Origin of the sequence: uncultured Aquimarina sp. (assembly GCF_947492965.1) — a bacterium.
GTDB lineage: Bacteria > Bacteroidota > Bacteroidia > Flavobacteriales > Flavobacteriaceae > Aquimarina.
This window is the reverse complement of sequence record NZ_CANLOZ010000006.1, coordinates 311653-338096: the sequence shown is the minus strand read 5'-3', so window position 1 is coordinate 338096 and position 26444 is coordinate 311653. Positions and strand designations below refer to the sequence as shown.

The 26444-nt window shown below is 33.4% G+C and carries 27 protein-coding genes; 12 read left to right on the top strand and 15 right to left on the bottom strand.

Going from position 1 to position 26444, the window contains the following annotated elements; translation table 11 throughout:
* Positions 1–94 precede the first annotated feature (94 nt).
* Positions 95–1603 carry a carboxypeptidase-like regulatory domain-containing protein gene (locus Q1B37_RS17335; RefSeq protein ID WP_299900651.1) on the top strand — a complete coding sequence of 503 codons (1509 nt, stop codon included), beginning with the start codon at positions 95–97 and terminating at the stop codon, positions 1601–1603.
* A 29-nt stretch (positions 1604–1632) separates the two neighbouring features.
* Positions 1633–2151 carry a GNAT family N-acetyltransferase gene (locus Q1B37_RS17330; protein WP_299608830.1) on the top strand — a complete coding sequence of 173 codons (519 nt, stop codon included), beginning with the start codon at positions 1633–1635 and terminating at the stop codon, positions 2149–2151.
* Here the strand turns inward: Q1B37_RS17330 and Q1B37_RS17325 are convergent.
* The 10 genes from Q1B37_RS17325 to hemA all read right to left on the bottom strand — a co-directional run bounded on the left by Q1B37_RS17325 (position 2144) and on the right by hemA (position 11001).
* Positions 2144–2539 (bottom strand): hypothetical protein, encoded by a 396-nt coding sequence (locus tag Q1B37_RS17325; protein ID WP_299900649.1) that lies wholly within the window; start codon positions 2537–2539, stop codon positions 2144–2146. The two genes, Q1B37_RS17330 and Q1B37_RS17325, sit on opposite strands and share 8 nt — an antisense overlap.
* A 103-nt stretch (positions 2540–2642) precedes the next feature.
* Positions 2643–3260: a hypothetical protein gene (locus tag Q1B37_RS17320; protein WP_299900647.1), complete on the bottom strand. Its 618-nt coding sequence runs from the start codon at positions 3258–3260 to the stop codon at positions 2643–2645.
* Between the two features lie 161 nt (positions 3261–3421).
* Positions 3422–4324 (bottom strand): oxygen-dependent coproporphyrinogen oxidase, encoded by a 903-nt coding sequence (hemF, locus tag Q1B37_RS17315; protein WP_299900645.1) that lies wholly within the window; start codon positions 4322–4324, stop codon positions 3422–3424.
* A 92-nt stretch (positions 4325–4416) separates the two neighbouring features.
* A complete protein-coding gene (locus Q1B37_RS17310; protein WP_299900643.1) occupies positions 4417–5208 on the bottom strand; it encodes an EI24 domain-containing protein in 792 nt (263 codons plus the stop codon).
* 59 nt (positions 5209–5267) lie between these two features.
* Complete coding sequence (locus tag Q1B37_RS17305; protein ID WP_299900721.1) at positions 5268–6623, bottom strand: potassium transporter TrkG; 1356 nt, start codon at positions 6621–6623, stop codon at positions 5268–5270.
* Between the two features lie 34 nt (positions 6624–6657).
* Complete coding sequence (locus Q1B37_RS17300; RefSeq protein WP_299900642.1) at positions 6658–7149, bottom strand: hypothetical protein; 492 nt, start codon at positions 7147–7149, stop codon at positions 6658–6660.
* Positions 7150–7151: 2 nt separating this feature from the next.
* Positions 7152–8177, bottom strand: a complete 1026-nt coding sequence (gene hemE / locus Q1B37_RS17295; protein WP_299900640.1) for a uroporphyrinogen decarboxylase — start codon at positions 8175–8177, stop codon at positions 7152–7154.
* Positions 8174–8836: a uroporphyrinogen-III synthase gene (locus tag Q1B37_RS17290; protein WP_299900637.1), complete on the bottom strand. Its 663-nt coding sequence runs from the start codon at positions 8834–8836 to the stop codon at positions 8174–8176. The genes hemE and Q1B37_RS17290 overlap by 4 nt, the downstream gene beginning before the upstream one ends.
* Positions 8837–9751 carry a hydroxymethylbilane synthase gene (hemC, locus tag Q1B37_RS17285; RefSeq protein ID WP_299900630.1) on the bottom strand — a complete coding sequence of 305 codons (915 nt, stop codon included), beginning with the start codon at positions 9749–9751 and terminating at the stop codon, positions 8837–8839. It abuts the gene before it with no gap.
* Positions 9751–11001 carry a glutamyl-tRNA reductase gene (hemA, locus tag Q1B37_RS17280; RefSeq protein WP_299900628.1) on the bottom strand — a complete coding sequence of 417 codons (1251 nt, stop codon included), beginning with the start codon at positions 10999–11001 and terminating at the stop codon, positions 9751–9753. The genes hemC and hemA overlap by 1 nt, the downstream gene beginning before the upstream one ends.
* 199 nt (positions 11002–11200) lie before the next feature.
* Between hemA and Q1B37_RS17275 the strand changes: the two genes are divergently transcribed.
* On the top strand, positions 11201–12091 hold the full coding sequence (locus tag Q1B37_RS17275) for an AraC family transcriptional regulator (RefSeq protein WP_299900626.1): 891 nt from the start codon (positions 11201–11203) through the stop codon (positions 12089–12091).
* A gap of 10 nt (positions 12092–12101) precedes the next feature.
* Here the strand turns inward: Q1B37_RS17275 and Q1B37_RS17270 are convergent, their stop codons facing one another.
* On the bottom strand, positions 12102–12275 hold the full coding sequence (locus tag Q1B37_RS17270; protein ID WP_299608858.1) for a hypothetical protein: 174 nt from the start codon (positions 12273–12275) through the stop codon (positions 12102–12104).
* A gap of 227 nt (positions 12276–12502) precedes the next feature.
* Here Q1B37_RS17270 and hemH point away from each other — a divergent pair, with 227 nt between their 5' ends.
* The 8 genes from hemH (at position 12503) to nadD (ending at position 21568) form a co-directional block, all read left to right on the top strand.
* The gene (hemH, locus tag Q1B37_RS17265) at positions 12503–13537 is read left to right on the top strand and encodes a ferrochelatase (protein WP_299900623.1); all 1035 of its coding nucleotides are present in this window, start codon (positions 12503–12505) and stop codon (positions 13535–13537) included.
* Positions 13538–13540: 3 nt separating this feature from the next.
* On the top strand, positions 13541–14929 hold the full coding sequence (locus Q1B37_RS17260; protein ID WP_299900621.1) for an MATE family efflux transporter: 1389 nt from the start codon (positions 13541–13543) through the stop codon (positions 14927–14929).
* A gap of 158 nt (positions 14930–15087) precedes the next feature.
* Positions 15088–18195 (top strand): glycosyl hydrolase, encoded by a 3108-nt coding sequence (locus Q1B37_RS17255; RefSeq protein WP_299900618.1) that lies wholly within the window; start codon positions 15088–15090, stop codon positions 18193–18195.
* A 3-nt stretch (positions 18196–18198) separates the two neighbouring features.
* Positions 18199–18750 carry a CopD family protein gene (locus Q1B37_RS17250; RefSeq protein ID WP_299900616.1) on the top strand — a complete coding sequence of 184 codons (552 nt, stop codon included), beginning with the start codon at positions 18199–18201 and terminating at the stop codon, positions 18748–18750.
* The gene (locus Q1B37_RS17245) at positions 18751–19320 is read left to right on the top strand and encodes a GNAT family protein (protein ID WP_299900614.1); all 570 of its coding nucleotides are present in this window, start codon (positions 18751–18753) and stop codon (positions 19318–19320) included.
* Positions 19321–19422: 102 nt separating this feature from the next.
* Positions 19423–20283: a YicC/YloC family endoribonuclease gene (locus tag Q1B37_RS17240; protein WP_299900612.1), complete on the top strand. Its 861-nt coding sequence runs from the start codon at positions 19423–19425 to the stop codon at positions 20281–20283.
* A 76-nt stretch (positions 20284–20359) separates the two neighbouring features.
* A complete protein-coding gene (gene gmk / locus Q1B37_RS17235) occupies positions 20360–20932 on the top strand; it encodes a guanylate kinase (protein ID WP_299608875.1) in 573 nt (190 codons plus the stop codon).
* Positions 20933–20986: 54 nt separating this feature from the next.
* Complete coding sequence (gene nadD / locus Q1B37_RS17230; RefSeq protein ID WP_299900610.1) at positions 20987–21568, top strand: nicotinate (nicotinamide) nucleotide adenylyltransferase; 582 nt, start codon at positions 20987–20989, stop codon at positions 21566–21568.
* On the opposite strand, the gene Q1B37_RS17225 is transcribed toward nadD, so the two are convergent.
* The 4 genes from Q1B37_RS17225 to Q1B37_RS17210 are packed head-to-tail and all read right to left on the bottom strand — an operon-like array spanning position 21559 to position 24563.
* Positions 21559–22116 carry a hypothetical protein gene (locus Q1B37_RS17225; RefSeq protein WP_299900607.1) on the bottom strand — a complete coding sequence of 186 codons (558 nt, stop codon included), beginning with the start codon at positions 22114–22116 and terminating at the stop codon, positions 21559–21561. The two genes, nadD and Q1B37_RS17225, sit on opposite strands and share 10 nt — an antisense overlap.
* Before the next feature lie 5 nt (positions 22117–22121).
* Positions 22122–22904 (bottom strand): enoyl-CoA hydratase-related protein, encoded by a 783-nt coding sequence (locus Q1B37_RS17220; RefSeq protein ID WP_299609190.1) that lies wholly within the window; start codon positions 22902–22904, stop codon positions 22122–22124.
* A gap of 15 nt (positions 22905–22919) precedes the next feature.
* Positions 22920–23126: a DUF4177 domain-containing protein gene (locus tag Q1B37_RS17215; protein ID WP_299900604.1), complete on the bottom strand. Its 207-nt coding sequence runs from the start codon at positions 23124–23126 to the stop codon at positions 22920–22922.
* Positions 23127–23138: 12 nt separating this feature from the next.
* Entirely contained in the window at positions 23139–24563 is a 1425-nt protein-coding gene (locus Q1B37_RS17210; RefSeq protein ID WP_299900602.1) for a HAMP domain-containing sensor histidine kinase, read from the bottom strand.
* A 170-nt stretch (positions 24564–24733) separates the two neighbouring features.
* Between Q1B37_RS17210 and Q1B37_RS17205 the strand changes: the two genes are divergently transcribed.
* On the top strand, positions 24734–26422 hold the full coding sequence (locus Q1B37_RS17205) for an ABC transporter ATP-binding protein (protein WP_299900600.1): 1689 nt from the start codon (positions 24734–24736) through the stop codon (positions 26420–26422).
* The last annotated feature ends 22 nt before the right edge of the window (positions 26423–26444 follow it).

Below are 26444 nucleotides of genomic sequence, written 5' to 3'. Positions count from 1 at the left end.
AATTACCATATTGGTATAGTTTTTAGTTGTAACTATGTAATAGATACAATAGAAGTTAGACTTTTATCCTGTAATTTTACGAATCTACTGATTTATGAAAAAGAATAAGATTACATTATTACTTATTGGTTTAGGGTTCATTTTTTCTACCGCAACTGGGCAAACGATACGCTCTAAAGTAGTGGATAAAAAAACCAATCAACCAATCCCTTATGCAACCATACAGATTGGAGAAAATGAAGGTGTGGTTACCAATGAAGAAGGAAGCTTCAATATTACGCTGGATGATATTCAATCTAAAAAAATAGACTCTATTTACATTTCTTCCATGGGATATGCAACTGTAGGTGTATCCGTGCAAAGCATCACTGATAGTATCATTTATATAGAACCAAAAGCTATAGAGCTTAAAAGTGTATTTATATCCAACAAAAATCTGGATATTGATGATATCATTGATAATGTAGACGATAATATGGAAGACAATTATCGCTCTGACTTATCTAAAAAACGACTCTTCTTTCGAGAAACCAATACCAACTTCATTAAAAAAATGGATCTTGAGTTCAAAAAATCTACGATTGAAGAGATTGATGAAAAGTTGATAGATAGCATCTCTAAAGTGATTCCTAAGAATTCTGTTTTTTATGCAGAAGCCTTATGTGATTTTTATGGAAATGAAGACAAACAAAAACTAAGAGTAATTAAAGGAGCTCGCTTGTATGACAAAAATAATAATGGTTCTATAGAGGGGATTTTCAAAAAGATGGAGAAAATTTTTAAAGACAATGTAAAACCCAATTCATATATCAAAATTAGATCTGGATTGTTCAGCCAAAAGGTTCAGGTAGATTCTATTTTAAAAAACAATCAAGACGCAAAGGATATTGCTGATGGCATTGACAATCCAAAGGAAAATTTGTTTTTCAAATCCAGAAAAATGAACCTTAAAAACCTTTTTAATCAGACTTTTTATCAATCTGACACCAAGCTAAACGTGATTAAAAATTCGGGGCGATACGAGTTCGAACGCGTGGATTATACCATCTTGGATGATGTTGGAGTATATGTTATTAAGTTTACTCCCAAAAGAAGAGGTGATTTTAAAGGTACTTTATATGTAAATACCGAAGATTTTGCAATAATCCGAATTGATTATCAAAACGTAAAACGGTTAAGAAGCTTTAACCTACTTGGACTTAGTTTTCAGGAAAATGGATACAGTGGTACTACTATATTTAAAAAAGGAAGTGATGGCAAGTATGATGTAAAGTTTATCGAAAAAGTAACAGAAAACAAATTCGGAGTTGATAGACCTTTAAGTATTATCGAAAAAAATAAGTATGTAAAAGGGAGAAACAAGCAAAATCAGGTATCGTTACATCTAGATGTAATTAGCTACGCGAAAAACAAATATGAAGTTATTGTATTTGATGCTAAAACAATTACCGAAAGCGAATATAAAAGCAGTAAAGAAAATAAAAACGTACAATCTACCTATTTATCCAAATACAATCCTGATTTCTGGAAAGGATACAACATTATCGAACCTAACACAGCTATAAAGCAGTTTAAGGCTATCGATGATGAAATCGAAGAATAATACTCCAATTCATAAAATCTTATCCTAATATGAAGTCTGAAATACTTTTCAGAAAAGCTAAAAAAGAAGATGCATTACAACTTTCTATTCTTTTTAAGCAAGTGTATATGAAAACCTATGCTGTAGAAGGAATCACCCACGAGTTTGCTAATTTTGTATCACAAAAATTCTCTGTTGAAGCAATTAAAAATACTATTGAAAAAGAGAACTCAATGATCGTTGCTACTTATAAAGATAATCCAGTGGGAGTAGCAGAAATTGTATATGATAGTACATGCCCAATAAGAAATATCGTTTCTCCAGAATTAGGGAAGTTATATGTTCTAGATTGGTTCTTCGGAAAAGGAATAGGCAACGGATTGATTGCGTCTGTTGAAACAGAACTGAAGAACAAAGGCCACAATGAGTACTGGCTTTGGGTGTATATAAAAAATAATAGAGCTATTTCCTTTTACGAAAAACAACAGTTCGTTGTCATTGGTAATGCATTCTTTGATATGGAAATGCATAGCTATGAAAACAAAGTAATGCAGAAAGTTATTACTTAACTAGTTTTAGTGTTTTTAATAGTGCTTCGAAATATAAGTCCTCCTGTTTAGGAAAAATGGTAGTGGTATAAGCAGTATTTTTAACTACGTAGAAAGAAGATGCTTCGTCTACATCATTTTGGTGCAGATTTACAATATTCTGTATAAAATCATTTATTAGCAGCACCTCATCATAGGTAATCTCTCTCCTAAATGTTGGCGCATCACTTTTATAAACCAGATAGTCATTTCTAAAACTAATAGATTTTTTGGACTCACCAGATTGATGAAACTCAAATGTAAAATCCTGCGAAGCAAATATTTTATTGATATTATCAGGAGTTGGTTCTACTTCTTTAGCACAACTCATAAAACCAATACATATCATTAATAAAATAAATCTTTTCACATGTTTGAATTTTAGTAATTCTCTAATAATTAAAAAAGGTACTGATAAAAATCAATACCTTTTTTATAAGTTGTATTAAAACCCAATTAAATTCTTCTTCTTATTATTTTGAAGCAAGTCGTTTAATGGAACTTTCAAAATCTACGTTTTCAAGGTTACTAATAAGTAATCCAATTCCTCCTGATCTGGAAGCAACAATATATTCTGCTTGATATTTCTTTTCCATTTTATATCCTTTCAGATACTTTAACTTCACGATTTTTGAAGTTGGGGTAAAGAAAAATCTTCCGTGTATTCTTTTGTAGCGTACATCTTGACTTTGAGCCTCATCTTTTAGTTGTCTGCTTAAAGCTTCTACTACTGTAGCCGCTCTGTGCTCATCTAATTGATAATAATCGCAAGCGTAGATAAAAACGTAATTTTCTACATTTCTTTCATCAACGAATAATTGGAAATCAACGTTCTTGTTTTCGATCTTCTTTAATTCTTCTAAGGCAATCTTTTTAAACTTAGGACTATCTTCTAACGAATCTAGTCTAGCTTTAAATTCCTCAGGAGTTGTTTTCTCGTACCCTTTCGTAAGCATAATAGTATTCTTACGAAACGTTATGGTATTTTTTGAAAATTTGGCAAATTTGGGTTTCGAACTACCACCGCCGGAAAAATATTCACATCCCGTAATACAGATGACAGTTAATAACAATAGTAGAATTTTTTTCATACAAATTTGGGTATTAATCGGTTAATAATTATACATTAAGCCACATTAGTTGACGCAAGGTAATAAAAAAATCCTTATAATCAACACTTTATCCTAATTTTTAAGCACTTTAACGAGTGAATTTTTAATAATTACCGTTTTTCACCTCCTTTTTCGTAAGATTACACCCACTCAATAGGATTTTTTAACACTTCCAGTAAACGCGCCTCTTCGCTTCCTTTAGCAGGATGATGATCATATTTCCACTGTACCTGAGGTGGTAAGCTCATTAATATACTTTCAATTCTTCCATTTGTTTTTAATCCAAATAATGTTCCCTTATCATGCACTAAATTAAACTCTACGTATCTTCCTCTGCGAATCTCTTGCCAATCTTTTTGGTCAGTTGTGTAGGATATTTCCTTTCTTTTCTCTACAATAGGAACATAAGCCTCTAGAAAACTGTTTCCAACCTCAGTTACAAACTCATACCACTGAGACATATTTATATTATCCGTTTTTTTACAATAATCAAAAAACAAGCCTCCTACTCCTCTTCCTTCTCCTCTGTGCGCGTTGTAGAAGTATTCATCGCACTTCTTTTTATATAATGGGTAAAAATCTAAATCATGTTTATCGCATGCTGATTTACAAACCTGATGAAAATGTTTGGCATCTTCATCAAACAAATAATATGGAGTAAGATCTTGTCCCCCACCAAACCAACTATCTACTATGGTACCTTCTTCATCATACATCTCAAAATACCTCCAATTCGCATGAACTGTTGGTACCATTGGACTTTTTGGATGTAAAACCAGTGATAAACCACAAGCAAAAAAATCGACATCTCCAACATTAAAGTAACTTTGCATTGCTTTTGGCAGTTTACCATGAACTCCTGAAATATTTACTCCTCCTTTTGCAAAGACAGCTCCATTCTCAATCACTCGAGTTCTTCCACCACCACCTTCTTCTCTTTTCCAGATATCCTCTTTAAAAGTTGCCTCTCCATCTATTTTCTCAAGTGTTGTAGTAATAGTATCTTGTAAATCCTGGATATACTGATAAAATTTTTCTTTCATGTATTTTTATATTATTCTAAAAGCCAAATGAAACTCATCATTACTAATTCTGATGTACATCAAATCTGTTATAACTTGTTTCATTTACTTTTCTATGCTTCAATTTTTGAAACTTCTTCAGAAGCTTCCTTAAGAATCAAACCCTTTTTATCTAATATTGTCACTGTTTCTGTAGAAGCAGCCACTACAGATATAGGTAATGTGATGATAAATCCTACTATTGGAATGAACAACATTAACATAAATACAATTCCATTTCCAATAGCAGTGCCTCTGTTTTTACGAACAAATTCAATACTATCTTTATATTTAAAATGACGTTCCATAGTATAATCCATGTTACCAAAACCAATATAATAAGCTTGAATTGCAAATATCAAAATGGTCGTTATTATTCCAACTCCAGGAATTAAACTTAGGACAAGCAATGGTATGATAAATAATAATTCTCTAAATAAATTTCTAACATTAATACGTATACCACGTATCAACTGTTCTCTAAACGAAGTATTACGGTGCGCATGATGTTTATGCCGATCTCCTAAGATATGTGCTTCCACCTTTTCAGAAACAGGACTCATAAAAGGTGCTGATAATGCCATTACAATATGTTTGTATAAGACCAGTCCTAAAGCTAATATCAACAGAATGCCAAAATATTTACTAATAACTGCAAAAGTTTCAGAACCCCAATCCCATACCCATGCTTTTGCAATAAATCCTCCTAGCGGATCAGACAAAAACCACGAAAGCGCAAAAAACAAGATTCCTGTTAGAAAACTGATCAAAATCGGGATCGCAAAATACTTCCATAAGCCTAATTTAGAAATCAATCCAAAACTGTCCAAATACGCTTTAATACCGTTTATTATATTTTTAATCATGATACTACAAATTGGTTAACTCCTTATAAGTAGTGTTTTAAACAAATTTGTTTCAAAATTTATACAGCAATATCTTCCTCTGGCACCTGATCTTCTCCATTTACAACACTTTTAGACCATATTGCTAATCCAAAAGTAAGAACTCCCAATCGACCTATAAACATTAAAATTATAATGATCAATTTCCCTATTTCACTTAGTTCTGAGGTAATCCCAGTACTTAATCCGACTGTTCCAAGCGCTGATGCAACTTCAAACAATATTTGTTCAAAACTAAAAGATTCTGTAAAAGATAAAATAAATGTTCCGAGAAATATTAAGGTTGTATAAAAAATAAAGGATGAAGTTGCTATGTACAATCTTTCAAAAGGAATTGTTCGTCCTAAAAAAGTGATCCTTTTTCTTCCTTTCAATCTACTTTTCATTATTGAAAAAACTGCTGTTAATGTAGTTATTTTCATTCCTCCGGCTGTTCCTGAAGGAGAAGCTCCAATATACATCAATATCGTAGTAACCAACAACATTGGTAAGACAAAAGCCCCGAAATCAACTGTATTAAAACCAACAGTAGTCATAGCACTCATAACTTGAAAGAAAGATGCTAATACTCTCTCTTTTATTGGAAGTCCATATATCTCTGGCTCAAAAAAATAGAAAAACACAAAACCAAAACTTAATAAGATAATGAAACCTATCAATACTATTTTAGTAGTAAAACTAATCCTATGTGACTTTTTTTTTAGTCTAAGAGTAAAATCTGTGGCCACAATAAAACCTAAAGATCCCGAAATAGCTAAAAAAGCAATAATGGCATTCATAAAAGTATTATCAACATATTCCGTAAATCCAGTATTAAACAGACTAAACCCAGCTGTACAAAAAGCACTTACACTATGAAAAACTGCATTCCACAATGCTATTCCTGTAGACATTCCTTCTATTTTAAAAGCAATAAAAAACAGAATACTTCCCAAAATCTCCATAAAAAAAGTAAAGAAAATAACAGATTTTAAGAAGTCTTTTATCCTTATTGTTTGAGGTAAGGTAAACTCGGAAGTTAATAGTGTTTTATGCCAATGCGTTATCTTTCTGGTTGTTGAAAGAATCATAAATGTTGTAAAAGTTAAATAACCAATACCTCCTAATTGAAAAAGAATCAATATAATGAATTGACCAAAAAAATTATAACTATCAGCAATACCAACTGTAATTAAACCTGTTGTAGAAACTGCAGATGTAGCCATGAAAAGGTTATCAAGAACAGGTATAGATACTTTTTGAAATAACGGAAAACAAAGCAAACAAAAACCAACCAGAACATAAGTAAAAAAGCCGTATAGTAAATTTTGTTGTGGAGACCAGCTTTTCTTGAGACTCAAGTACTTCTTGTAAAAAAGTTTAAGTTTATTCTTCATCATCTGTAGACTACTATACTTTCATAATAATACCTTAACCCTCCTCAATATAAACCAAATCGTTCGAATAGTTATGAAATTTAGATACCTCTAACACTTTTTTGGCATTTTTAATTTTTAATTCTAAAAAACTAATAATTTCTCCTTCTGTAGCATCCTTTAATTTTTTGAAATATATCCTGCCAAGCTCGTTGTTGTGTAAATCCATAGCTTGCTCCAAAGGTTCATTTGGAGCTAATTTTTCATGCAAATCAGTTATTCTTTTTGCCCAAAATTCAGATTTAGTAGCATCTCCCGAAACTTTCAAAACTCTTTGACAGATGAGCACATTCCATAAGCAGTGTCTAAACGCATTTGCTTTTCCATGAAAATGATGTTCACCTTCGTATAAAGAATCACAGATAGCTAAGGTTCTTTTGGTAGCAATAAATGTCGGAATAATATACAACGGTTTTTGTAAACCCAAGCCTATTACCTTAAACAATTGCCTAATATTAAGACGTTTGATTAGGCTTACTATTGTCATTATTACCCTTTGTACTCTTTTACTGCGTCTACAAATGCCTTCGCATTATCCACTGGAATATTTGGTAAAATTCCATGTCCTAGATTCACAACATATTTATCTTTACCAAACTCATCGATCATTTGTTTGACCATCTTCTTAATATCCGACGGCGGTGATAACAGTCTAGAAGGATCAAAATTACCTTGTAATGTTATATTTCCTCCTGTAAGATATCTTGCATTTCTTGCAGAGCAAGTCCAATCTACACCCAATGCTGATGCTCCTGATTTTGCCATCTCACCCAAAGCAAACCAACAACCTTTTCCAAAAACGATTACTTCCGTTTCACCTTTTAAAGCGTCTACTATCTGCTGAATATATTTCCAAGAAAACTCCTGATAATCTACAGGTGAAAGCATGCCTCCCCAACTATCAAAAACTTGCACTGCATTAACACCAGTAGCCACTTTTTTCTTCAAATAAGCAATCGTAGTGTCTGTAATTTTCTGCAGTAACTGATGAGCAGCTTCAGGTTGAGTGAAACAAAATCCTTTAGCCTTATCAAAATTCTTAGAACCTTGTCCTTGCACTGCATAACATAGTATCGTCCAAGGAGAACCCGCAAAACCAATAAGGGGCACTCTATTATCTAATTTCTCTTTCGTAAGCGTAATAGCGTCCATTACATATCCTAACTCTTCATCGACATCTGGAACTACCACTTGATCAACATCCGCCTGAGTTCGAATTGGATTTGGTAACCAAGGACCAATTCCATCTTTCATCTGTACTTCGATATTCATTGCTTGCGGAATCACCAAGATATCACTAAATAGTATTGCTGCATCTGGACCTATAATATCAATGGGCTGTACAGTAATTTCAGAAGCCAATTCTGGCGTTCTACATCGTGTAAAGAAGTCATATTTTTTCTTCAAAGCCATAAACTCTGGTAAATATCTTCCTGCCTGACGCATCATCCAAACAGGTGGACGTTCCACAGTTTCTCCTTTTAAAGCTTTAAGAAATAAATCATTTTTTATCATATCCTTTTATCAAAGTATTTGACCGCCTGAACAATCACGTTCTCTACGGTTGGTTTATTGGCAATAATAATATTATCTGTATGTGCTTTTGCGTCAGAGGCGGTTGTACTTCCGATACAAAAAACCATACTCTCTTTAATCTCATTCGTAGAAGTATAACTTTCTACTCCCGAAGGGCTAAAGAACAGTATTCCATCAAAAACTCTATCAATTTTTGTAGACTTCTTTAGCGTTTTATAGACTACTATTTCTTCTAAACTTATTTTATTCTGAGAAAGAATAGATGGTAGTTCATCCCTTCTAAGGTTTCCGCAAAAAAAGTGAAATTTCTCTTGTTGATAATTCTTAACAATAATTTCGGCAAGATCTTTCGCGTTCTGGGCTGTTTCAATCACCTTGATACCTCCTTGCTGCAATAGCTTTTTCGTATTATCTCCAACACAAAAGCATCGTTGGATCGTAACTCCAGAATTTAGCATTACTTTTACCGCGTTCTTGCTGGTAAATATTGCATTTTGTATGAGTTGATCAATGGTTACATTCAAAAATTCAATCTCGATCGCATCATATTCCACAAATCCGATTCCCGAGTTTAACAACAATTCTTTTTGCGAATAGGATAATTTTTTTGTGGATAATATGGTAGGCTCTACTTTCAATTATTGTAAGACTGCTTTAATTTTTTGCATTAACTCCTTACCTCCATTATCCAATACCCTTTCAGCACAACGGATTCCAAATTCATTTACATCCTCTAATTTAATAGTCTCTGCAACTTCAATCTTCTCCTTACCATCTAAGCTAAATAATGCTCCAGTAAAATGAAGTTCATCTTCTTCTATAGTTGCCAAAGCTCCAATTGGTGCTGTACAACCACCTTCTAATTTTCTTAGAAATTCTCTTTCTACATGAACACATATTTTAGAATGCTCATGATCTAGTTTTTCGAGTGCTTCTAGACAATAAGTATCATCTTCTTTGGCTACTACCAACATAGCTCCTTGAGCAGGAGCTGGAATCATCCAGTCAAGATCGATATATTCCTTAGGTTTTAAGTCGATTCTTTCTAGTCCTGCGGCTGCAAAAATAGCTCCGTTCCAATCACTATCTTGTAACTTTTGCATTCTGGTATTTACATTTCCTCTAAGATCTACAACAGAATGTTTAGGATATTTATGTAACCATTGTGCTTTTCTACGCAAACTTCCTGTAGCAATTGTTCCATTAGTATTTAAAAAATCAACACCTTTATGTACTAAAATATCATTTGAATTTGCACGTTCCAAAATCGCAGCCTCTACAATACCTTTGGGTAAGGCCGTGGGAACATCTTTCATAGAATGTACGGCAATATCAATATCGTTATTAATCATAGCGACATCCAATGTTTTGGTAAAAATGCCAGTGATCCCTAATTCATATAAAGGTTTATCCAAAATAATATCTCCAGTAGACTTCACAGGAATCAAGATCGTCTCGTGTCCAAGCTTTTCTAATTTATTCTGAACTGTTTTTGCTTGCCAAAGTGCTAATTCACTATCTCTTGTTCCAATTCGGATTTTCTTATGTGTCACTATTTATTTTGTATTTGGAATACTTTCTGAATCAATTCAATACTTTCCTCAGAAGCAGTGTTTTCATCTTTGAGATGACTAGCAAAATGATTCGTTATTTTTTGTATGATGCGATCACTAATGATCGTTGCTTGCTCTTCGTTAAAATCTGCCATTTTTTTACGCTGTAAATTGATTTCAGCATCCTTAAATGAGGCTAGTTTATTTCTTAAGGCTTTAATAGTAGGAGCAAATTTTCTAGTTTCTAACCAACTATCAAATTCCGACTTTACTTCTTCTATAATAACCTCTGCTTTCGGTATATGAACTCTTCTTCGCTGTAAGGTATCATCTGTGATTTTCGATAAATCATCCATGTGCACTAAAGTAACATTTGGAAATTCAGATACGTTAGAATGAACATTTTTTGGAACTGATAAGTCTAAAATCAACAAAGGCTTATCCGTGTTAATAATTTCCTTGGTAATCGTAGGTTGCTGAGCTCCAGTAGCCACAATTAGAACATCCGCTTTGTTCACCTCATCTTTGAGTGTTTCATAATCTTTTACAATAAGATTAAATTTTCCTGCTACTTTTTCGGCTTTGTCCCTTGTTCTATTTATCAATACAATGTGATCATTTTTAGTATGTTTTACTAAATTTTCACAAGTGTTTCTTCCTATTTTTCCTGTTCCAAAAAGTAATATGTTTTTGTCAGAGACATAAGGAACTCTAGCTAAAATATATTGTACTGCTGCAAAACTTACAGAAGTAGCGCCACTGGATATTTCAGTTTCATTTTTAATCCTTTTACTTGCTTGAATTACCGCATTGGTCAAACGCTCTAAAAACGGATTAATCATCTGTATCCTTTTAGATGTTCGAAATCCGGATTTTAATTGTCCGATAATTTCAAAATCACCTAAAATCTGGCTATCCAAACCTGTTCCTACTCTAAAAAGATGATGTACAGCTTTGCTATTTTTATGAACATAAGCAACCTGTTCAAACTCTTCTACAGTTCCAACAGTATGTTTACATAAAAGCTTTATTAACTGAAAAGGATGTTGTGCAAAACCATACAGCTCTGTACGATTACAAGTAGACATTACCAAAAGACCTTCGATACCGTGGTCTTTTGCTTCTTGAAGAACTAGACTTTTTGCCTCATCATTAAGACTAAAATGACCACGCACCTCAGCATCAGCCTTTTTATAGCTGAGACCAATTGCATAAAAATGTGATCCTTTTGTACGTAGGTGAGGTTCCATTGGGCCGTCTCAATTTTTCCGTAGCAAAAATATCCCACATCTAGTTTAAAAAATAACGCTTAAAGGTTTTAAAGTATCGAAATGCGTTGTTTATCTCTTTAAATAGTCAAAATCACGTAAAAACACTTATTTTTGTATAGCTACCATAGATTTCAAAAATATCAATTTAGATTTATTCTAAATAAATACCACATAGAAGATGGAAATACAGTTAAAAAATAACGCTCCAGGCATAATGGAAGAAACCATGATCGAGGATGGTTTCTTTATACTTAAGTTCCAAAACGAAACTAATGATAGTCAAAGGATTATACGAGATATTAATAGTAGCTACATTCAATTTCACTTCTGTGTAAAAGGTAACACCAAGTTTAACTTTAATAACGGGAGCTATTCGATACCTTTACCAGATAAAAAATCGCTCCTATTATATAATCCGCAGAGAGACTTGCCTATGAATCTGGAAATGGAAAAGGATTCATCTCTTATTTCATTATTAATTTCAATTAAAAAATTTCATTCTCTCTTTTCTAAAGAAGCAGATTATATTCCATTTTTAGGAGAAGGTAATCGTGATAAAAAATACTACACGGATGCCGATATTTCTCCTTCTATGACCGTTATTTTAAATCAAATTCTAAATTACAATCTACACCGTTCTATTAAACTCCTATATTTTAAAGGAAAATCGTATGAATTACTGAGCCTTTATTTCAACAAACCTGAAGATGCAGATATTGACCAGTGTCCTTTTCTAGTGGATGAAGAAAATGTGCTTAAAATAAAACAGGCTAAAGAAATAATTATTTCCAGAATGGCTGAGCCACCAACTCTTCAAGAATTATCAAAAGAAATTGGACTACCATTGGGTAAGCTCAAAGATGGTTTTAAGCAAATCTATGGTGAACCAGTATATACCTTTCTTTTCGATTATAAAATGGAGGTAGCTCGCCAGTTATTAGCAACTGGAAGTCATAATGTAAATGAAGTTGGCCTAAAGGTAGGATATAGCACGGCAAGCCATTTTATAGCAGCTTTTAAAAAGAAATTTGGCACCACTCCTAAAAAGTACGTGATGAATCTAAGCTAAATACAGAATTTTAAGATTCTTTCATTGGAATTCCTTCCCCTTTCTGTAAAGAAACAATAGAGTCATACATTCCTCTATCATCTCCATCTGGATCAGCTAAAACAGAAACAAATTCAAAATGTTCTAACAATTCTATAATAAAAGGTAACTTTTCGTTTTCTACGTCTACAATAATACGTTTCATTTCAATGCTTTTTTGATCTTATAAAAATAAGAAAATATTATCTGAGAACTTTTAGTTTAAAACATTTTAACTTGTCTGTATATTGTTTTAAGAACTAATCTAAAAACGAATTCCAAGAATTATTAATAAAATTGTTATTATCAATTATTAGATCACTAAGTCTTATTATAATTTTATGATCTATCCATTGAATAGTTTGTATTTTTACGTTTCGAAAAAGATAAACTATGAGCAAAGGTGTACTTCTTGTTAATTTAGGATCTCCTGACAGTACAGATCCCAAGGATGTAAAGAAATATCTTGGAGAATTTTTGATGGATCCTAGAGTTATTGACGTTCCTTTATGGGCTAGAACATTATTGGTAAAAGGTATTATTCTAAATACACGTCCTAAAAAATCCGCAGCTGCTTACAAAAAAATATGGTGGGAAGAGGGTTCTCCTCTAATAGTTCTTTCTGAAAGATTACAGAAAAAAGTAGCCGAAAGAACCAATGTCCCCGTTGGATTGGCAATGCGATATGGTTCCATGAGCATCCATAAAGGATTACAAGAATTACATGATAAAGGTGTCGATGAAGTACTTATTGTACCGTTATATCCTCAATTTGCAATGGCAACTACAGAAACAATTTTGGTACTTGCCGAAGAATTAAGAAAAGAGCATTTTCCTCATATGAAAATATCTGATATTCCTGCTTTTTATGATAAAAAGGAATATATAGATGTACTATCAAACAGTATTTCAGAACATTTAGAAGGTGTTGAATATGACCACCTTTTATTTAGTTATCATGGTGTTCCAGAAAGACATATCCGAAAAAGCGATATTAGCAACGGAAATTGTAAAATGGATGGCAAATGTTGTTTTAAGAAGGGGTCTGTACAACATGAATTCTGTTACCGTCATCAATGTGAAATGACTACGGTTCAGGTTGCTAAAAAATTAGGATTAAAAAATGGCACCTACTCTACTACATTTCAATCCAGATTAGGTTTTGATCCCTGGTTACAACCGTATACAGATAGAACCATAGAAAGAATGGGGAAAGAAGGTCTTAAAAAAATGGCTATTGTTACTCCTGCTTTCGTATCGGATTGTCTGGAAACATTAGAAGAAATTGCCATGGAAGGAGAAGAAATTTTCCATGAAGTTGGCGGAAAAGAATTTACCACAATTCCTTGTTTAAATGATCGAGACGATTGGGCAGATGTACTTGGAAATTGGGTGAACGAATGGATTGGAGAAAAAATTCCTGTATAAAGAATGGCGAGAATAAGCTCTGAAGCTTTAGGAACTAAACCCATTGGAAAACTTCTTATTCAGCAGGCAGTACCAGCCTCTATTGGGATACTGGTAATGTCTTTAAATATGATTGTAGACACTGCTTTTTTAGGTAACTGGATTGGTGGTCTTGCAATTTCTGCTGTTCAAGTGGTTATTCCTTTTACCTTTTTTATTGGTGCTATTGGATTAGCTATTGGAATTGGGGGGAGTTCAGTCTTATCAAGAGCATTAGGGTCTGGAGACAGAGATAAAGCGCTACGTGTCTTTGGAAATCAAACCACCTTAACTTTTTTAATATCTGGTTCATTAGCTTTAATTGGATTAATTTTTCAAGATTTTTTTATAGGTTTTTTGGGCGCAGAAGAATCCTTTAAAGATTATGCACTTATTTATTACAGAATAGTACTCTATGGCATTGTAATGCTTTCTATGTCGATGATGGGTAATAATGTAATCCGAGCAGAAGGAAAACCTACATTTGCAATGGTAGCAATGATATTACCCGCTATTGGTAATATTTTTCTAGACTACATTCTCATTAATGTTATGGGATACGGAATGGAAGGTGCAGCTTGGGCTACTTTTATAAGCTATGCGATTTGCTTTGGTTTCATTTTGTGGTTTTTTATCGTAAAAAGTGAATTGCCTCTTAATGCAGAATGTATTAAGCTAAAAAAATCTATTGTAAACGAAATTAGTGGACTTAGTTTTGTTACCCTCGCCAGACAAGGTACTATTGCGGTATTAGGGATTTTACTTAATAACGTTTTAGGAAATTATGGTGATGAATTAGACATTGCTTCTTACGGTATCATAAGAACAGTATTGATGTTTGCACTTTTTCCAGTTATTGGAGTAAATCAAGGTTTTATGCCTATTGCCGGATACAATTATGGTGCAGAAAAGTTTCAGAGAGTTCGAGAATCTATCAATACATCTATTACGTATGGAGGAATATTAGCTATCATAATATTTCTAATAATAATGGTGTTTCCACACCAATTCATTTCTATTTTCGTAAGTACTAAAACTTCTTTGGATCCTGAAACACTTGCTAATAACAAGGAAATTCTTCAGCGAACGCCGTCAGCCCTAAGAATTGTGTTTTTGGCTACACCTGTGATTATTGTACAGTTAATTGGTTCCGCTTATTTCCAATCTATTGGAAAAGTAGTTCCTGCTTTATTGTTGAGCTTAACAAAACAAGGTTTTTTTCTGATCCCACTTATCTTAATGCTACCTCCTTTTCTTGGTGTTCTAGGTGTATGGATTGCTTTTCCAATTGCGGATGTATTATCCACTATACTTACCGGTTATTATCTAAACAGAGAAGTTAGAAAAACACTAGTTCTTCCAAAAGGCGCATAGTCTATTATTCTTGTAACACGATTTCATCTTAACCAGTAGACTAAGGTTAAAATTACGTGAAAATCTTTTTCAATACGCTTTTATTCCTGATTTTAGTAGACCATCAAATCTACACTGTGATCAATCAACATCTAGGCGTAAACTATAAACTCAACTGAATGTACTCAAGAATCATCAAACTCACTCTTATTACATTTTTTGTAATAGGCAATTTTTCATTGGTAAATGCACAAACGTATAAAGAAGAACTTTATGACGCCTTAGAATATCGATTAGTAGGGCCTTTTCGAGGAGGTAGAAGTGCTGCAGTAACAGGAGTTCCTGGAAAACCTAATTTATTTTATTTTGGCGCCACTGGAGGTGGTGTTTGGAAAACTACCGATGGTGGAAGAACCTGGGAAAATATATCTGATGGCTTTTTTGGAGGTTCTGTTGGTTCTATTTCAGTATCTAAAAGTGACCCAAATGTAATCTACGTCGGTGGTGGCGAAAAAACACTTAGAGGAAATGTATCTTCAGGATATGGTGTATGGAAAAGTGTTGATGCTGGTAAAACATGGACTCAATCAGGTTTGCCAAAAAGTAGACATATTCCTAGAATTGCTATTCATCCAACCAATCCAGATATTGTATACGCGGGTGTTTTAGGAAACATCTACAAACCAACACAAAATCGAGGTGTTTACAAAAGTATAGATGGTGGTAAAACATGGAACAAAGTACTTTTTTCGAATCAAGATGCTGGTGCGGTTGATTTAACTTTAGACCCTAACAACCCTAGAATCTTATATGCTTCTACTTGGAACGCCAGAAGAACACCTTACAGTTTAAGTTCTGGTGGAGATGGATCTGCCTTATGGAAAAGTACAGATAGCGGTAAAACATGGAAGGAAATTTCGAAAAATAAAGGTTTTGCTAAAGACACTCTTGGTATTATTGGTGTTACTGTTTCTCCAGTGAACAGCGAAAGAGTTTGGGCCATTGTAGAAAATAAAGAAAAGGGTGGAGTGTATAGAAGTGATGACGGTGGTGAAACCTGGAACCTTTTAAATAGCGATCGTAGTCTTCGTCAGCGTGCTTGGTATTACACTAGGATTTATGCAGATCCTAAAGATAAAGATGTAGTATATGTGGTAAATGTTTCTTATCACAAAAGTAAAGATGGCGGTAAAAACTTCAGTAGTTTTAGAGCTCCACATGGAGATCACCATGATCTTTGGATAGCTCCAGAAAACCCTAAACGAATGGTCATAGGTGATGATGGTGGTGCCCAGATTACTTATGATGGTGGAGAAACCTGGAGTACTTATCATAATCAACCAACATCACAATTCTATAGAGTAACTACAGATAATAGTTTCCCATATCGAATATACGCTGCACAACAAGACAATTCCACTATACGAATTAATCACAGAAGTACAGGATGGTCCATTTCAGAAGATGATTGGGAGTCCACTGCTGGTGGAGAATCCGCGCATATTGCTGTAGATCCAAAGAATAATGATATCGTTTATGGCGGTAGCTATGATGGATTCCTTACCAGAGTAAATCACAAAACCGAAACTGTACGATCCATCAGTGTATGGCCGGATAACCCTATGGGACATGGAGCAGAAGATATGAAATATCGTTTTCAATGGAATTTCCCTATTATGTTCTCAAAACACAACCCAAATAGATTGTATACCTTCTCTAATCAGGTTCATGTCACTGAAAACGAAGGACAAAGTTGGGAAGTTATCAGTCCAGACCTTACAAGAAATGACCCTAGTAAACTGAAGTCTTCTGGAGGTCCTATTACACAAGATAACACTTCGGTGGAATACTACTGTACTATTTTTGCTGCCGCAGAAAGTCCTTTGAAAGAAGGATTGTTATGGACAGGTAGTGATGACGGATTAGTTCATGTAAGTAAAGATGGAGGAAAGAACTGGAGTAACGTAACTCCGAAAGGAATGCCAGAATGGATGATGATCAATAGTATTGAACCTAGTGCTTTTGATGAAGGCACTTGCTACATTGCAGGTACACGATATAAGTCTGGTGACTTTGCTCCATATTTATATAAAACAACAAATTATGGACAATCATGGACAAAAATCACAACAGGAATTCCTAGTGAACATTTTACCAGAGTACTCCGAGCAGATCCAAAAAGAAAAGGATTATTATATGCAGGTACAGAGACTGGAATGTATATTTCATTCAATGACGGAGCTAACTGGAAATCTTTTCAACTAAACCTTCCTATTGTTCCTATAACTGATTTAGCCATAAAAGACAATAACTTGGTAGTAGCTACCCAAGGAAGAAGCCTTTGGATTATTGATGATTTAACAGTTCTTCATCAATTAAATAATACCATAGCAACGGAAAACTACACTTTATTTAAACCAAAAGACACCTACAGAATGCGTGGTGGTAGTTTCAAAGATTCTAAAACCGAAGGAACCAATCATCCTAGTGGAGTTATCACCTATTTCAACCTGAAAAAGTTTGATAAGAAGAAAGACACGGTTTCATTAACTTATTTTAATACCAAAGGAGATACTATCGCTTCGTTTAGTACTAGTGCCAAAGAGAAAAAGCACCAGTTAAAAGATTTAGAAAAAGGAGCTAATCAATTTAACTGGAATATGCGCGGTAAAGGAGCAGAAAAGTTGAAAGGGATGATCTTATGGTGGGCAAGTCTAGACGGTCCAAAAGCTGTCCCCGGAACCTATAAGGTAAGCCTAAATGTTAATGGAAAAGAGAATTCGCAACCCTTTACCATTTTAGCAGATCCTAGAGCAGAAGCTACACCACAGCAAATGCAACAACAGTTTGATTTTATTACAGATGTAAATAAAACCGTGGATAAAGCACATCAATCTATTAAAAAGATTAGAAAGATCAACACTCAGCTTAAATCATTCTCCAAACAATATAAAGATGATGAGAAAACAAAAGATTTGGTAACTAAAGCTAAAGATCTACAAAAACAATTTGGAGAAATTGAAAAAGCACTATACCAAACTAAAAATAGAAGTGGTCAAGATCCATTGAATTTCCCAATAAAATTAACTAACAAGCTTGGTCATCTAAACTCTCTGGTAGGAATGGGAGATTTTGGTCCGACAGCACAAGATATTGCTGTAAAAAATGAATTAACTAAAGAGATAGAAACTCAATTGACACTATTTGACAAATTAATTTCTGAAGAAATAAAAAGCTTTAATACAGAATTCAATACCTTGCAGCTTAATTATCTATTTGTAGAATAATTTATGCTAGAATATTATAACTATATAAAAGCCCTGCACTTAATCTTTGTGATTACCTGGTTCGCAGGGCTCTTTTATATTCCACGAATCTTTATTTATCAAATCGAGGCGTCCGAAAAACCTTCTCCAGATAAAGAAATATTAGGAAACCAACTAAAACTAATGGCTAAGCGCCTTTGGTATATTATTACTTGGCCATCTGCTATTTTAGCAACAGGATTCGCTATTTGGCTGTTAATACTTATCCCCGAATGGTTACAAGAATCCTGGATGCATGTAAAATTAGGATTCGTTGTTTTACTTTGGTTATACCACCTAAAAAGTCATCAGATTTTTAAACAACTACAAAATGGAATCGTAAAATGGTCCTCTAACCAGATGAGATTATGGAATGAAGGTGCTACTATTATTCTTTTTGCAGTAATATTTTTGGTTATTGTAAGAGATGCCGTTAATTGGATTTATGGGGTTATCGGAATATTATTATTAGCCGTTCTTTTAATGTTAGGGATCAAATTTTACAAAAGAGTCAGAGATAAAAATCCAAATGCTTAATTGAGTTTCGCTTCAAAAACATATACCACTAAAAGCAATGATCAAATTACCATTAGGCAAGCCACACCTGATGATGCTCAAGAACTATTACATCTCAAACTACAATATTTAAAAAACACAGAGACCCTGCCGTTATTCGAAAACGAATATCCTAATGACACAGATCAGGAGAAAGAAATGATCAAAAAGTATCTATCAGAAAAGAATAGCATTATTCTTGTAGCCATGATAAATAATAATATGGTAGGCAATATTGATCTTACTGGTAGTTGGAGAAAAAAAATGGAACATACTGCTATGATTGGTATGGGAATTCATACTAAATGGCAAAATCAAGGAATTGGGACATTACTCTTGCAGAATGTTTTGGATTGGGCTATCAAAAATCCAGTCCTACGTTTGATTTGGTTAGAAGTATACGCTTCTAATATTTCTGGAATAGTTTTATATACTAAAATAGGATTTACAGAAGTTGGACGAATGCCTAATTTTTTCCTAGAAAAGGGAAAATATATTGACAAAATCATCATGAACAAGGAAGTTTCTGAAGATTCTTTACATAAAATATAAGATTTTATAGTGTTTACACTTATCTATTTATATTCCTAATTCTTCATTCACAATTAGTTCGTATCTTCGTGTAATTTTTTAACCGAGTACCGATATAAGCATATGATTAAATCCATGACAGGTTTTGGGAAGTCGATCCTTCAACTACCCACAAAGAAAATCACAATAGAAGTAAAATCTCTTAACAGTAAAAATCTAGATTTAAATGCTAGGATACCTTCTCAATACCGAGAAAAAGAGTTAGAAATGCGCAAGACCATCGCCAAAACATTGGTAAGAGGAAAAGTAGATTTTAGCTTATACGTAGAGGTAACCGGTGAAGAAAATTCCACTAAAATCAACAAAGATATTTTAATGGATTATGTTAAGCAATTAGAATCTATTCATAACCCAGGTGATAGGCTAGAAATCATAAAAATGGCTGTACGCATGCCTGATGCTTTAAAAACAGAACGTGCTGAGATTGATGAAGAAGAATTTGTTGCTATAACAAAAGGTCTAAACGATGCACTAGATGCTATAGAGAGTTATCGAAATGATGAAGGAAAAGCACTAGAAAAAGACTTCAAGATTAGGATCGAAAATATTGGAGAGCTATTACAAAAAGTAATCAAAATAGACCCTGAACGCATGGAATCTGTTAGAGAACGATTACATAAAGCGGTATCCGAGTTAAAGGAACAAGTAGATGAAAATCGATTTGAGCAAGAACTTGTATATTATCTAGAAAAATTTGATATCACCGAAGAAAAGGTAAGACTAGCAAATCATCTGGAATATTTTACAACTACCATAAATACAAAAGATTCTAATGGTAAGAAATTAGGTTTCATAACTCAAGAAATCGGAAGAGAAATCAATACAATTGGTAGTAAATCTAATTATGCACCAATGCAACAATTGGTGGTACAGATGAAAGACGAATTAGAGAAGATTAAAGAACAATTGCTCAATATTTTATAAGTATTTGTTTATCATATTCTAATCAACAAATCGATAAATAAACGAATTCTTTACCCTATTGGTAAAATTTATATAAATGAAACAAGGAAAACTTATCGTACTATCTGCTCCTTCCGGTAGTGGTAAAACTACATTAGTTAAATATTTACTTCATAAAGAGGAATTAAATCTTGATTTCTCTATATCTGCTGCTTCTCGAGAACCTCGTGGAGGAGAAATACATGGAAAAGATTATTATTTTTTATCACTAAGAGAGTTTAAAGACAAGATTAAAGCAGATGAGTTTTTAGAGTGGGAAGAAGTATATCGAGACAATTTTTACGGAACACTAAAAACGGAAGTACAACGCATCTGGGACAAAGGAAAACATGTAATTTTTGATATTGATGTTGTTGGTGGATTAGATATTAAAAGAATTTATCCAGATCGCACATTGGCTATTTTTATAAAACCTCCGAGTATTGAAGAATTAAAAATTCGTTTAAAAAAACGTAAAACAGAATCAGAAGATAAAATCAATATGCGTGTGGCCAAAGCCTCTACAGAAATGGCTACTGCGCCTCAATTTGACGCTATCGTAACTAATGATGATTTAGAAAAAGCCAAGGAAGAAGTGCTGCATTTGGTTAAAAAATTTATTTTAGGATAAAACTTATAATGAATATATTCCCTTCTTCAAGGGAATGAAAAATTATCATTTTTCATGAAACAAATAGGTTTATACTTCGGAACATTTAATCCTATCCATATTGGTCATTTAGCAATTGCTAATCATATGGCTGAATATTCTGATCTGGATGAAATTTGGATGGTAGTTACTCCTCATAATCCATTTAAAAAGAAAAACTCACTATTAGATAATAATCATCGTTTAGAGATGGTCTATCGCGCCACAGAATCTTATCCTAAATTACGTCCCAGTGATATTGAGTTTAAATTACCTCAGCCTAATTATACGGTTCATACCCTTGCACATCTTCAGGAAAAGTATCCCAATGATATATTTCATTTGATTATGGGAGAAGATAACCTTAAAAGTTTTCATAAGTGGAAAAATTACGAGGTGATTCTAGAGAATCATCATCTATATGTGTACCCTCGAATTTCTGAAGGAGTGACAGAACATCAATTCAAAGATCACCCAAAAATTCATAGAATTAATGCTCCTATTATGGAGATATCTTCCACTTTTATACGTAAAGCAATTCCAGAAGCCAAAAATATAAGACCATTACTACCAAAAGAGGTATGGGAATATATCGATGAAATGAACTTTTATAAATAACGTAAAAAGTTCTTATGTATATTTAAAATAACAGAAAATTGATGCTTCCCAATATCTGGAAAAGGATAATTATTAGTGGATATATTATATCCATAAAATAAATAAATATCACCAAAAATACCTAAACCGATTTTTGGAGTAATTACAAGATCATTTTCACTAAAATTTGTTTGATATTTAGTTTCTAGTCCCAATGCCAACAACGGTATTATATTGATTTGATAACCTGTTTTTAAACTAAAAATATCATCGTTTGAAGATAAATTCCAAGCGAAAGAAAGATAATAATCATTCGCAAAAAACCCAACATCACTATAGGTACATCTATGACGCGCTATCCCTATTTCTGAATAAAAAGAGTCTTGAAAACCAGCTCCTGCTCTAATCGAGAATCTTTTGTAAGTACTGGAATATCCTCTAGCTTTAACACCCTCAAGATTCGATATCGAATCTTGAGGATTTGTAGGTATATTATTTTCATCTTGTCCATAACTGGGTAAAACCAAAAACAAAATGGAGAAAACGAAATATAAGGTATGATGTATCACCTCTTTTATTTACCGGGAAAATCAGCTTTTCTCTTTTCCAAGAATGCCGTTGTTCCTTCTTTAAAGTCCAAGGTTCCAAAACATTTTCCAAACTCTTGAATTTCTGTTGTAAAACCATTTACACCATCTTCATAAGCAGCATTTACAGCATGTATTGCTGCTCCTATTGCTACCGAAGAATTTCTCATAATTTTACTGGCTAATTTTTCGGCAAGAGGAATTAATTCTTCCTGAGAAACTACATGATTCACTAAACCATAATTTAATGCTTGATTAGCATCCACCATCCCTGCTGTCATAATCATTTCCATAGCTCTTCCTTTACCAATTAATTGTGGTAATCTTTGAGTCCCTCCATATCCTGGTATCACACCAAGTGATACTTCTGGCAATCCCATTTTGGCATTATCACTAGCAACTCTAAAATGTGCTGCCATTGCTAATTCTAACCCACCGCCAAGTGCGAATCCATTAACAGCTGCAATTACAGGTGTAGAAAGATTAGCTACAAAATCAAATAATAATTCTTGTCCCTTAGCTGCCAATTGACCTCCTTGTTCCACCGAAAAATTCGCAAATTCACTAATATCAGCACCAGCTACAAAGGCTTTTTCACCGCTTCCAGTAACAATAATTACTTTAGTTTTGGCATCTTTATTTGCAGCATCAAAAGCATCGTGCAATTCCTGAATAGTTTCTTTGTTTAATGCATTAAGTTTTGATGGTCGATTGATTGTAATTGTAGTTACACCTTCATTATAAGATGTGAGAATGTTAGTATACATTATATTTCTATTGTTTGTTTAGTATTTTCGATCTCTCTCGAAGTATAAGTAAAAATACATTCCGATCCCAAAATCTTCTACATCAGTAGACACCAATCTCCATCCCTCTTTAGAATACTCATCTAATTTTTCTTGAATATCCTTTGAAGATGCTTTTAGGATATGCTCTTTATCTCTAGTTAGTTTAGAATAATAAATCAATGATTCTAGCTTATACTCTTTCACAGGTTTAGTCTTTTATAGATCTGACTTTATTTTTGGAAACTTCACCTTAAAAACAGTTCCTTTTCCTTCTTGTGATGTAAAGGTAATACTTCCGTTATAGGTTTCCACAATATTTTTTACCATTCCTAGCCCCAATCCCATACCACTATTTTTAGTAGTAAATTTTGGCTCAAAGATTTTCTTCTTATTTTCCTCAGAAATACCTACTCCGTTATCAGCCACAGTAATTACTACATCATCTTTTTCTGTAAAGACATTCACAATAATTTTAGGTGTTTGATCTTCGGATATTGCCTGTATGGCGTTTTTCACCAAATTTGTAACCACTCGGATTAGTTGTGTTCTATCAAACTTTGCAATAATCTCTTCTTTTTCTGAAGGAAAAACTATATATCCTTCATTAAATATATCCAACGCAAGTCCCACAATCTTTACCACGTTCAATGTCTCACTCTTCTGTGCTGGCATTTGCGCAAAGTTAGAAAAGGCAGAAGCTATAGAACTCATAGTATCTATCTGTTGAATCAACGTATCACTATATTCCTTTACTTTTTGCTCAATATTAGGATCACTTGGATTAAATTTTCGCTCAAAACTCTGTACAGTTAAACGCATGGGTGTTAGTGGGTTTTTAATTTCGTGCGCTACTTGCTTTGCCATCTCTCTCCAAGCAGCCTCTCGCTCACTCTTTGCCAACATTGCAGCACTTTCCTCCAACTCATCAATCATACTGTTGTAGGCATTTACCAATGAATAAATCTCATCACTAGAATCACCAATACGTATTCGTTTGTTTCGTTTATCCAATCGTGTTTGATCAATAGTATCAGAAATTGTTTTTAGAGAACGTGTAATGTATTTGGAGAGAAAGTATGCTAAAATAATAGCAATCAACAACATCAATAAATATACCTGCCCAAGTCTTTTTAAAGATTCCCATAATTCTCTAGAAAAAAAATTGTCATCTTCCAAATACGGTAAATTAAGTATGGCTAAAGGTTTTGATTTATTGTCTTTGATGTATGTATATGAGGATAGAAAATGTTCTCCATTTTTTTCAGAAACACCTAAATACCTTCTTTCATATCCGTTTCCCAAAGTATCGATAATACGCTTGTCTAAAACTCGATCTACGGTATCATTAACGAAAGTTTCTTCTGATTTCACTAACAACTTACCAGATAAATCATAAATATTTATTGGTAATGCATGTTCATATGAGATTTGGTTAATCTTCTTTTTCTCTCTAAAAATTAAAGCAATATTCTCTTCAAGAACAGGGTATGTAGTACTAAGCAACACATTATTGATAGCTATTTTTATCCGCTCTTCCTTTCTTTCTAGTCGTTCGCGATGGTATTCTTCTGCCTCTTCTTTGTATTGATACACTGTAATGGCGGCTACCAAAACCGAAGCCAACAGAACTAGCACTGTCATTGAAATAAAAATCCTTGTTCTAAGGGATAGTTTGGTAAGCTTCATAGTATTCTTTGAATCGTAAAGATAGCAAATATCACACCAAAAACTGCAGCTTCAGTATTGGTTTGCTTTCATAACAACTTGCTTTTAATTCTAAGAATTAACTAAATTTACTTAGCTTTGAATTTATGGATACTTCCTCAATACTCTCTATTAAAAATCTCAATGTTTCTTTTTCTAATCAAAAAAATGAAACTCAGGTATTATATGATCTTTCGTTTGATATCAAATCTAATGAGATTTTAGGAGTTGTAGGGGAATCTGGAAGCGGAAAATCAGTTACCTCATTAGCCATTATGGGTTTACTTCCTGCTAAAATTGCTTCTGTTTCTGGGACTATTTTATACAAGAATGAATCCTTACTAGATTTAGATCCATCAAAACTTCGATCTCTTCGTGGTAATGAAATTGCTATGATTTTTCAAGAACCTATGAGTTCTTTAAATCCTTCTATGAAATGTGGGAAACAGGTAATTGAAATTCTTTTACAGCATACTAAAATATCAAAATCTGAGGCAAAAAACGAAGTACTTTCTTTATTCGAAAAAGTAAAACTTCCTGATATTTCTAGAGCCTATAATTCATATCCTCATGAACTTAGTGGCGGTCAGAAACAGCGTATCATGATTGCCATGGCTATTGCCTGCAAGCCCAAATTACTAATTGCAGACGAACCGACTACAGCTTTAGATGTAACCGTACAAAAAGAAATCATTGCGTTACTCAAAGAACTCCAAAAGGAATTTGAAATGAGCATTCTGTTTATTTCTCATGATTTGTCATTAGTTTCCGAAATAGCAGATAACGTATTAGTTGTATACCAAGGAAAAATGGTAGAATATGGTGCAACTCAAGAAATATTTAAGAATCCTCAACAAGACTATACCAAAGCTTTGATTTCGGCCAGACCGTCGCTAGATGTGCGATTTAAAGAATTACCTACCATAACCGATTATCTTAGTAAAGAGAAGAAGAAAATACAGTTAATTAGTAAAGAAGATCGCGAACAACTACACAAAAAACTATATAGTAAACCTCCTTTATTAGAAGTAAAAAATGTAGAAAAATCTTTTTTCACCAAAATAGGGTTATTTGGTAAGAAAGAATTCAAAGCTGTTGATGATGTTAGCTTTCAGTTATTCGAAGGAGAAACCTTGGGACTTGTTGGAGAATCTGGCTGTGGAAAATCTACCTTGGGAAATACAATATTACAATTACAAAAAGCTAACCAAGGAGAAATTCTATATCGCGGTCAGGATTTAACTAAAGTTTCATCTTCTCAAATTCGAAATTTACGAAAGGAAATACAATTAATATTTCAGGATCCTTTTGCTTCCCTAAACCCTAGATTAACCGTTGGCAAAGCTATTCTAGAGCCTATGAAAGCTCATAAACTGTACGATAACGATACGGAGCGAAAAGAAAAAGTACTGAGCCTTTTAGAACGAGTAGGATTGAACCCATCTTATTTTAATAGATACCCTCATGAATTTAGTGGAGGTCAACGACAGAGAATTGGAATTGCAAGAACAATAGCACTCCAACCTAAACTAATCATTTGTGATGAATCCGTGAGTGCTTTAGATATTTCAGTTCAGGCGCAAGTATTAAACTTGTTAAACGAACTAAAAGAAAAATTTGGATTTACTTATATCTTCATTTCTCATGATCTTGCAGTAGTTAAATATATGTCCGATCAGTTATTAGTAATGAATAATGGTAAAATTGAAGAAAAAGGAGATGCCGATTTCATTTATGAAAATCCTGAGAAATCATATACTCAAAAACTGATCGATGCAATCCCTAAGGGGTTATAAAAAACTGAATATCAACATTCCA

Bases quoted from the DNA above. Each gene is read 5' to 3' on its own strand.
- Q1B37_RS17335 (WP_299900651.1), top strand. From the start codon at position 95: ATGAAAAAGAATAAGATTACATTATTACTTATTGGTTTAGGGTTCATT.
- Q1B37_RS17330 (WP_299608830.1), top strand. From the start codon at position 1,633: ATGAAGTCTGAAATACTTTTCAGAAAAGCTAAAAAAGAAGATGCATTA.
- Q1B37_RS17320 (WP_299900647.1), bottom strand. From the start codon at position 3,260: ATGAAAAAAATTCTACTATTGTTATTAACTGTCATCTGTATTACGGGA.
- hemF (WP_299900645.1), bottom strand. From the start codon at position 4,324: ATGAAAGAAAAATTTTATCAGTATATCCAGGATTTACAAGATACTATT.
- Q1B37_RS17310 (WP_299900643.1), bottom strand. From the start codon at position 5,208: ATGATTAAAAATATAATAAACGGTATTAAAGCGTATTTGGACAGTTTT.
- Q1B37_RS17305 (WP_299900721.1), bottom strand. From the start codon at position 6,623: ATGAAGAATAAACTTAAACTTTTTTACAAGAAGTACTTGAGTCTCAAG.
- Q1B37_RS17300 (WP_299900642.1), bottom strand. From the start codon at position 7,149: ATGACAATAGTAAGCCTAATCAAACGTCTTAATATTAGGCAATTGTTT.
- hemE (WP_299900640.1), bottom strand. From the start codon at position 8,177: ATGATAAAAAATGATTTATTTCTTAAAGCTTTAAAAGGAGAAACTGTG.
- hemA (WP_299900628.1), bottom strand. From the start codon at position 11,001: ATGGAACCTCACCTACGTACAAAAGGATCACATTTTTATGCAATTGGT.
- Q1B37_RS17275 (WP_299900626.1), top strand. From the start codon at position 11,201: ATGGAAATACAGTTAAAAAATAACGCTCCAGGCATAATGGAAGAAACC.
- Q1B37_RS17270 (WP_299608858.1), bottom strand. From the start codon at position 12,275: ATGAAACGTATTATTGTAGACGTAGAAAACGAAAAGTTACCTTTTATT.
- hemH (WP_299900623.1), top strand. From the start codon at position 12,503: ATGAGCAAAGGTGTACTTCTTGTTAATTTAGGATCTCCTGACAGTACA.
- Q1B37_RS17260 (WP_299900621.1), top strand. From the start codon at position 13,541: ATGGCGAGAATAAGCTCTGAAGCTTTAGGAACTAAACCCATTGGAAAA.
- Q1B37_RS17255 (WP_299900618.1), top strand. From the start codon at position 15,088: ATGTACTCAAGAATCATCAAACTCACTCTTATTACATTTTTTGTAATA.
- Q1B37_RS17250 (WP_299900616.1), top strand. From the start codon at position 18,199: ATGCTAGAATATTATAACTATATAAAAGCCCTGCACTTAATCTTTGTG.
- Q1B37_RS17240 (WP_299900612.1), top strand. From the start codon at position 19,423: ATGATTAAATCCATGACAGGTTTTGGGAAGTCGATCCTTCAACTACCC.
- gmk (WP_299608875.1), top strand. From the start codon at position 20,360: ATGAAACAAGGAAAACTTATCGTACTATCTGCTCCTTCCGGTAGTGGT.
- nadD (WP_299900610.1), top strand. From the start codon at position 20,987: ATGAAACAAATAGGTTTATACTTCGGAACATTTAATCCTATCCATATT.
- Q1B37_RS17210 (WP_299900602.1), bottom strand. From the start codon at position 24,563: ATGACAGTGCTAGTTCTGTTGGCTTCGGTTTTGGTAGCCGCCATTACA.
- Q1B37_RS17205 (WP_299900600.1), top strand. From the start codon at position 24,734: ATGGATACTTCCTCAATACTCTCTATTAAAAATCTCAATGTTTCTTTT.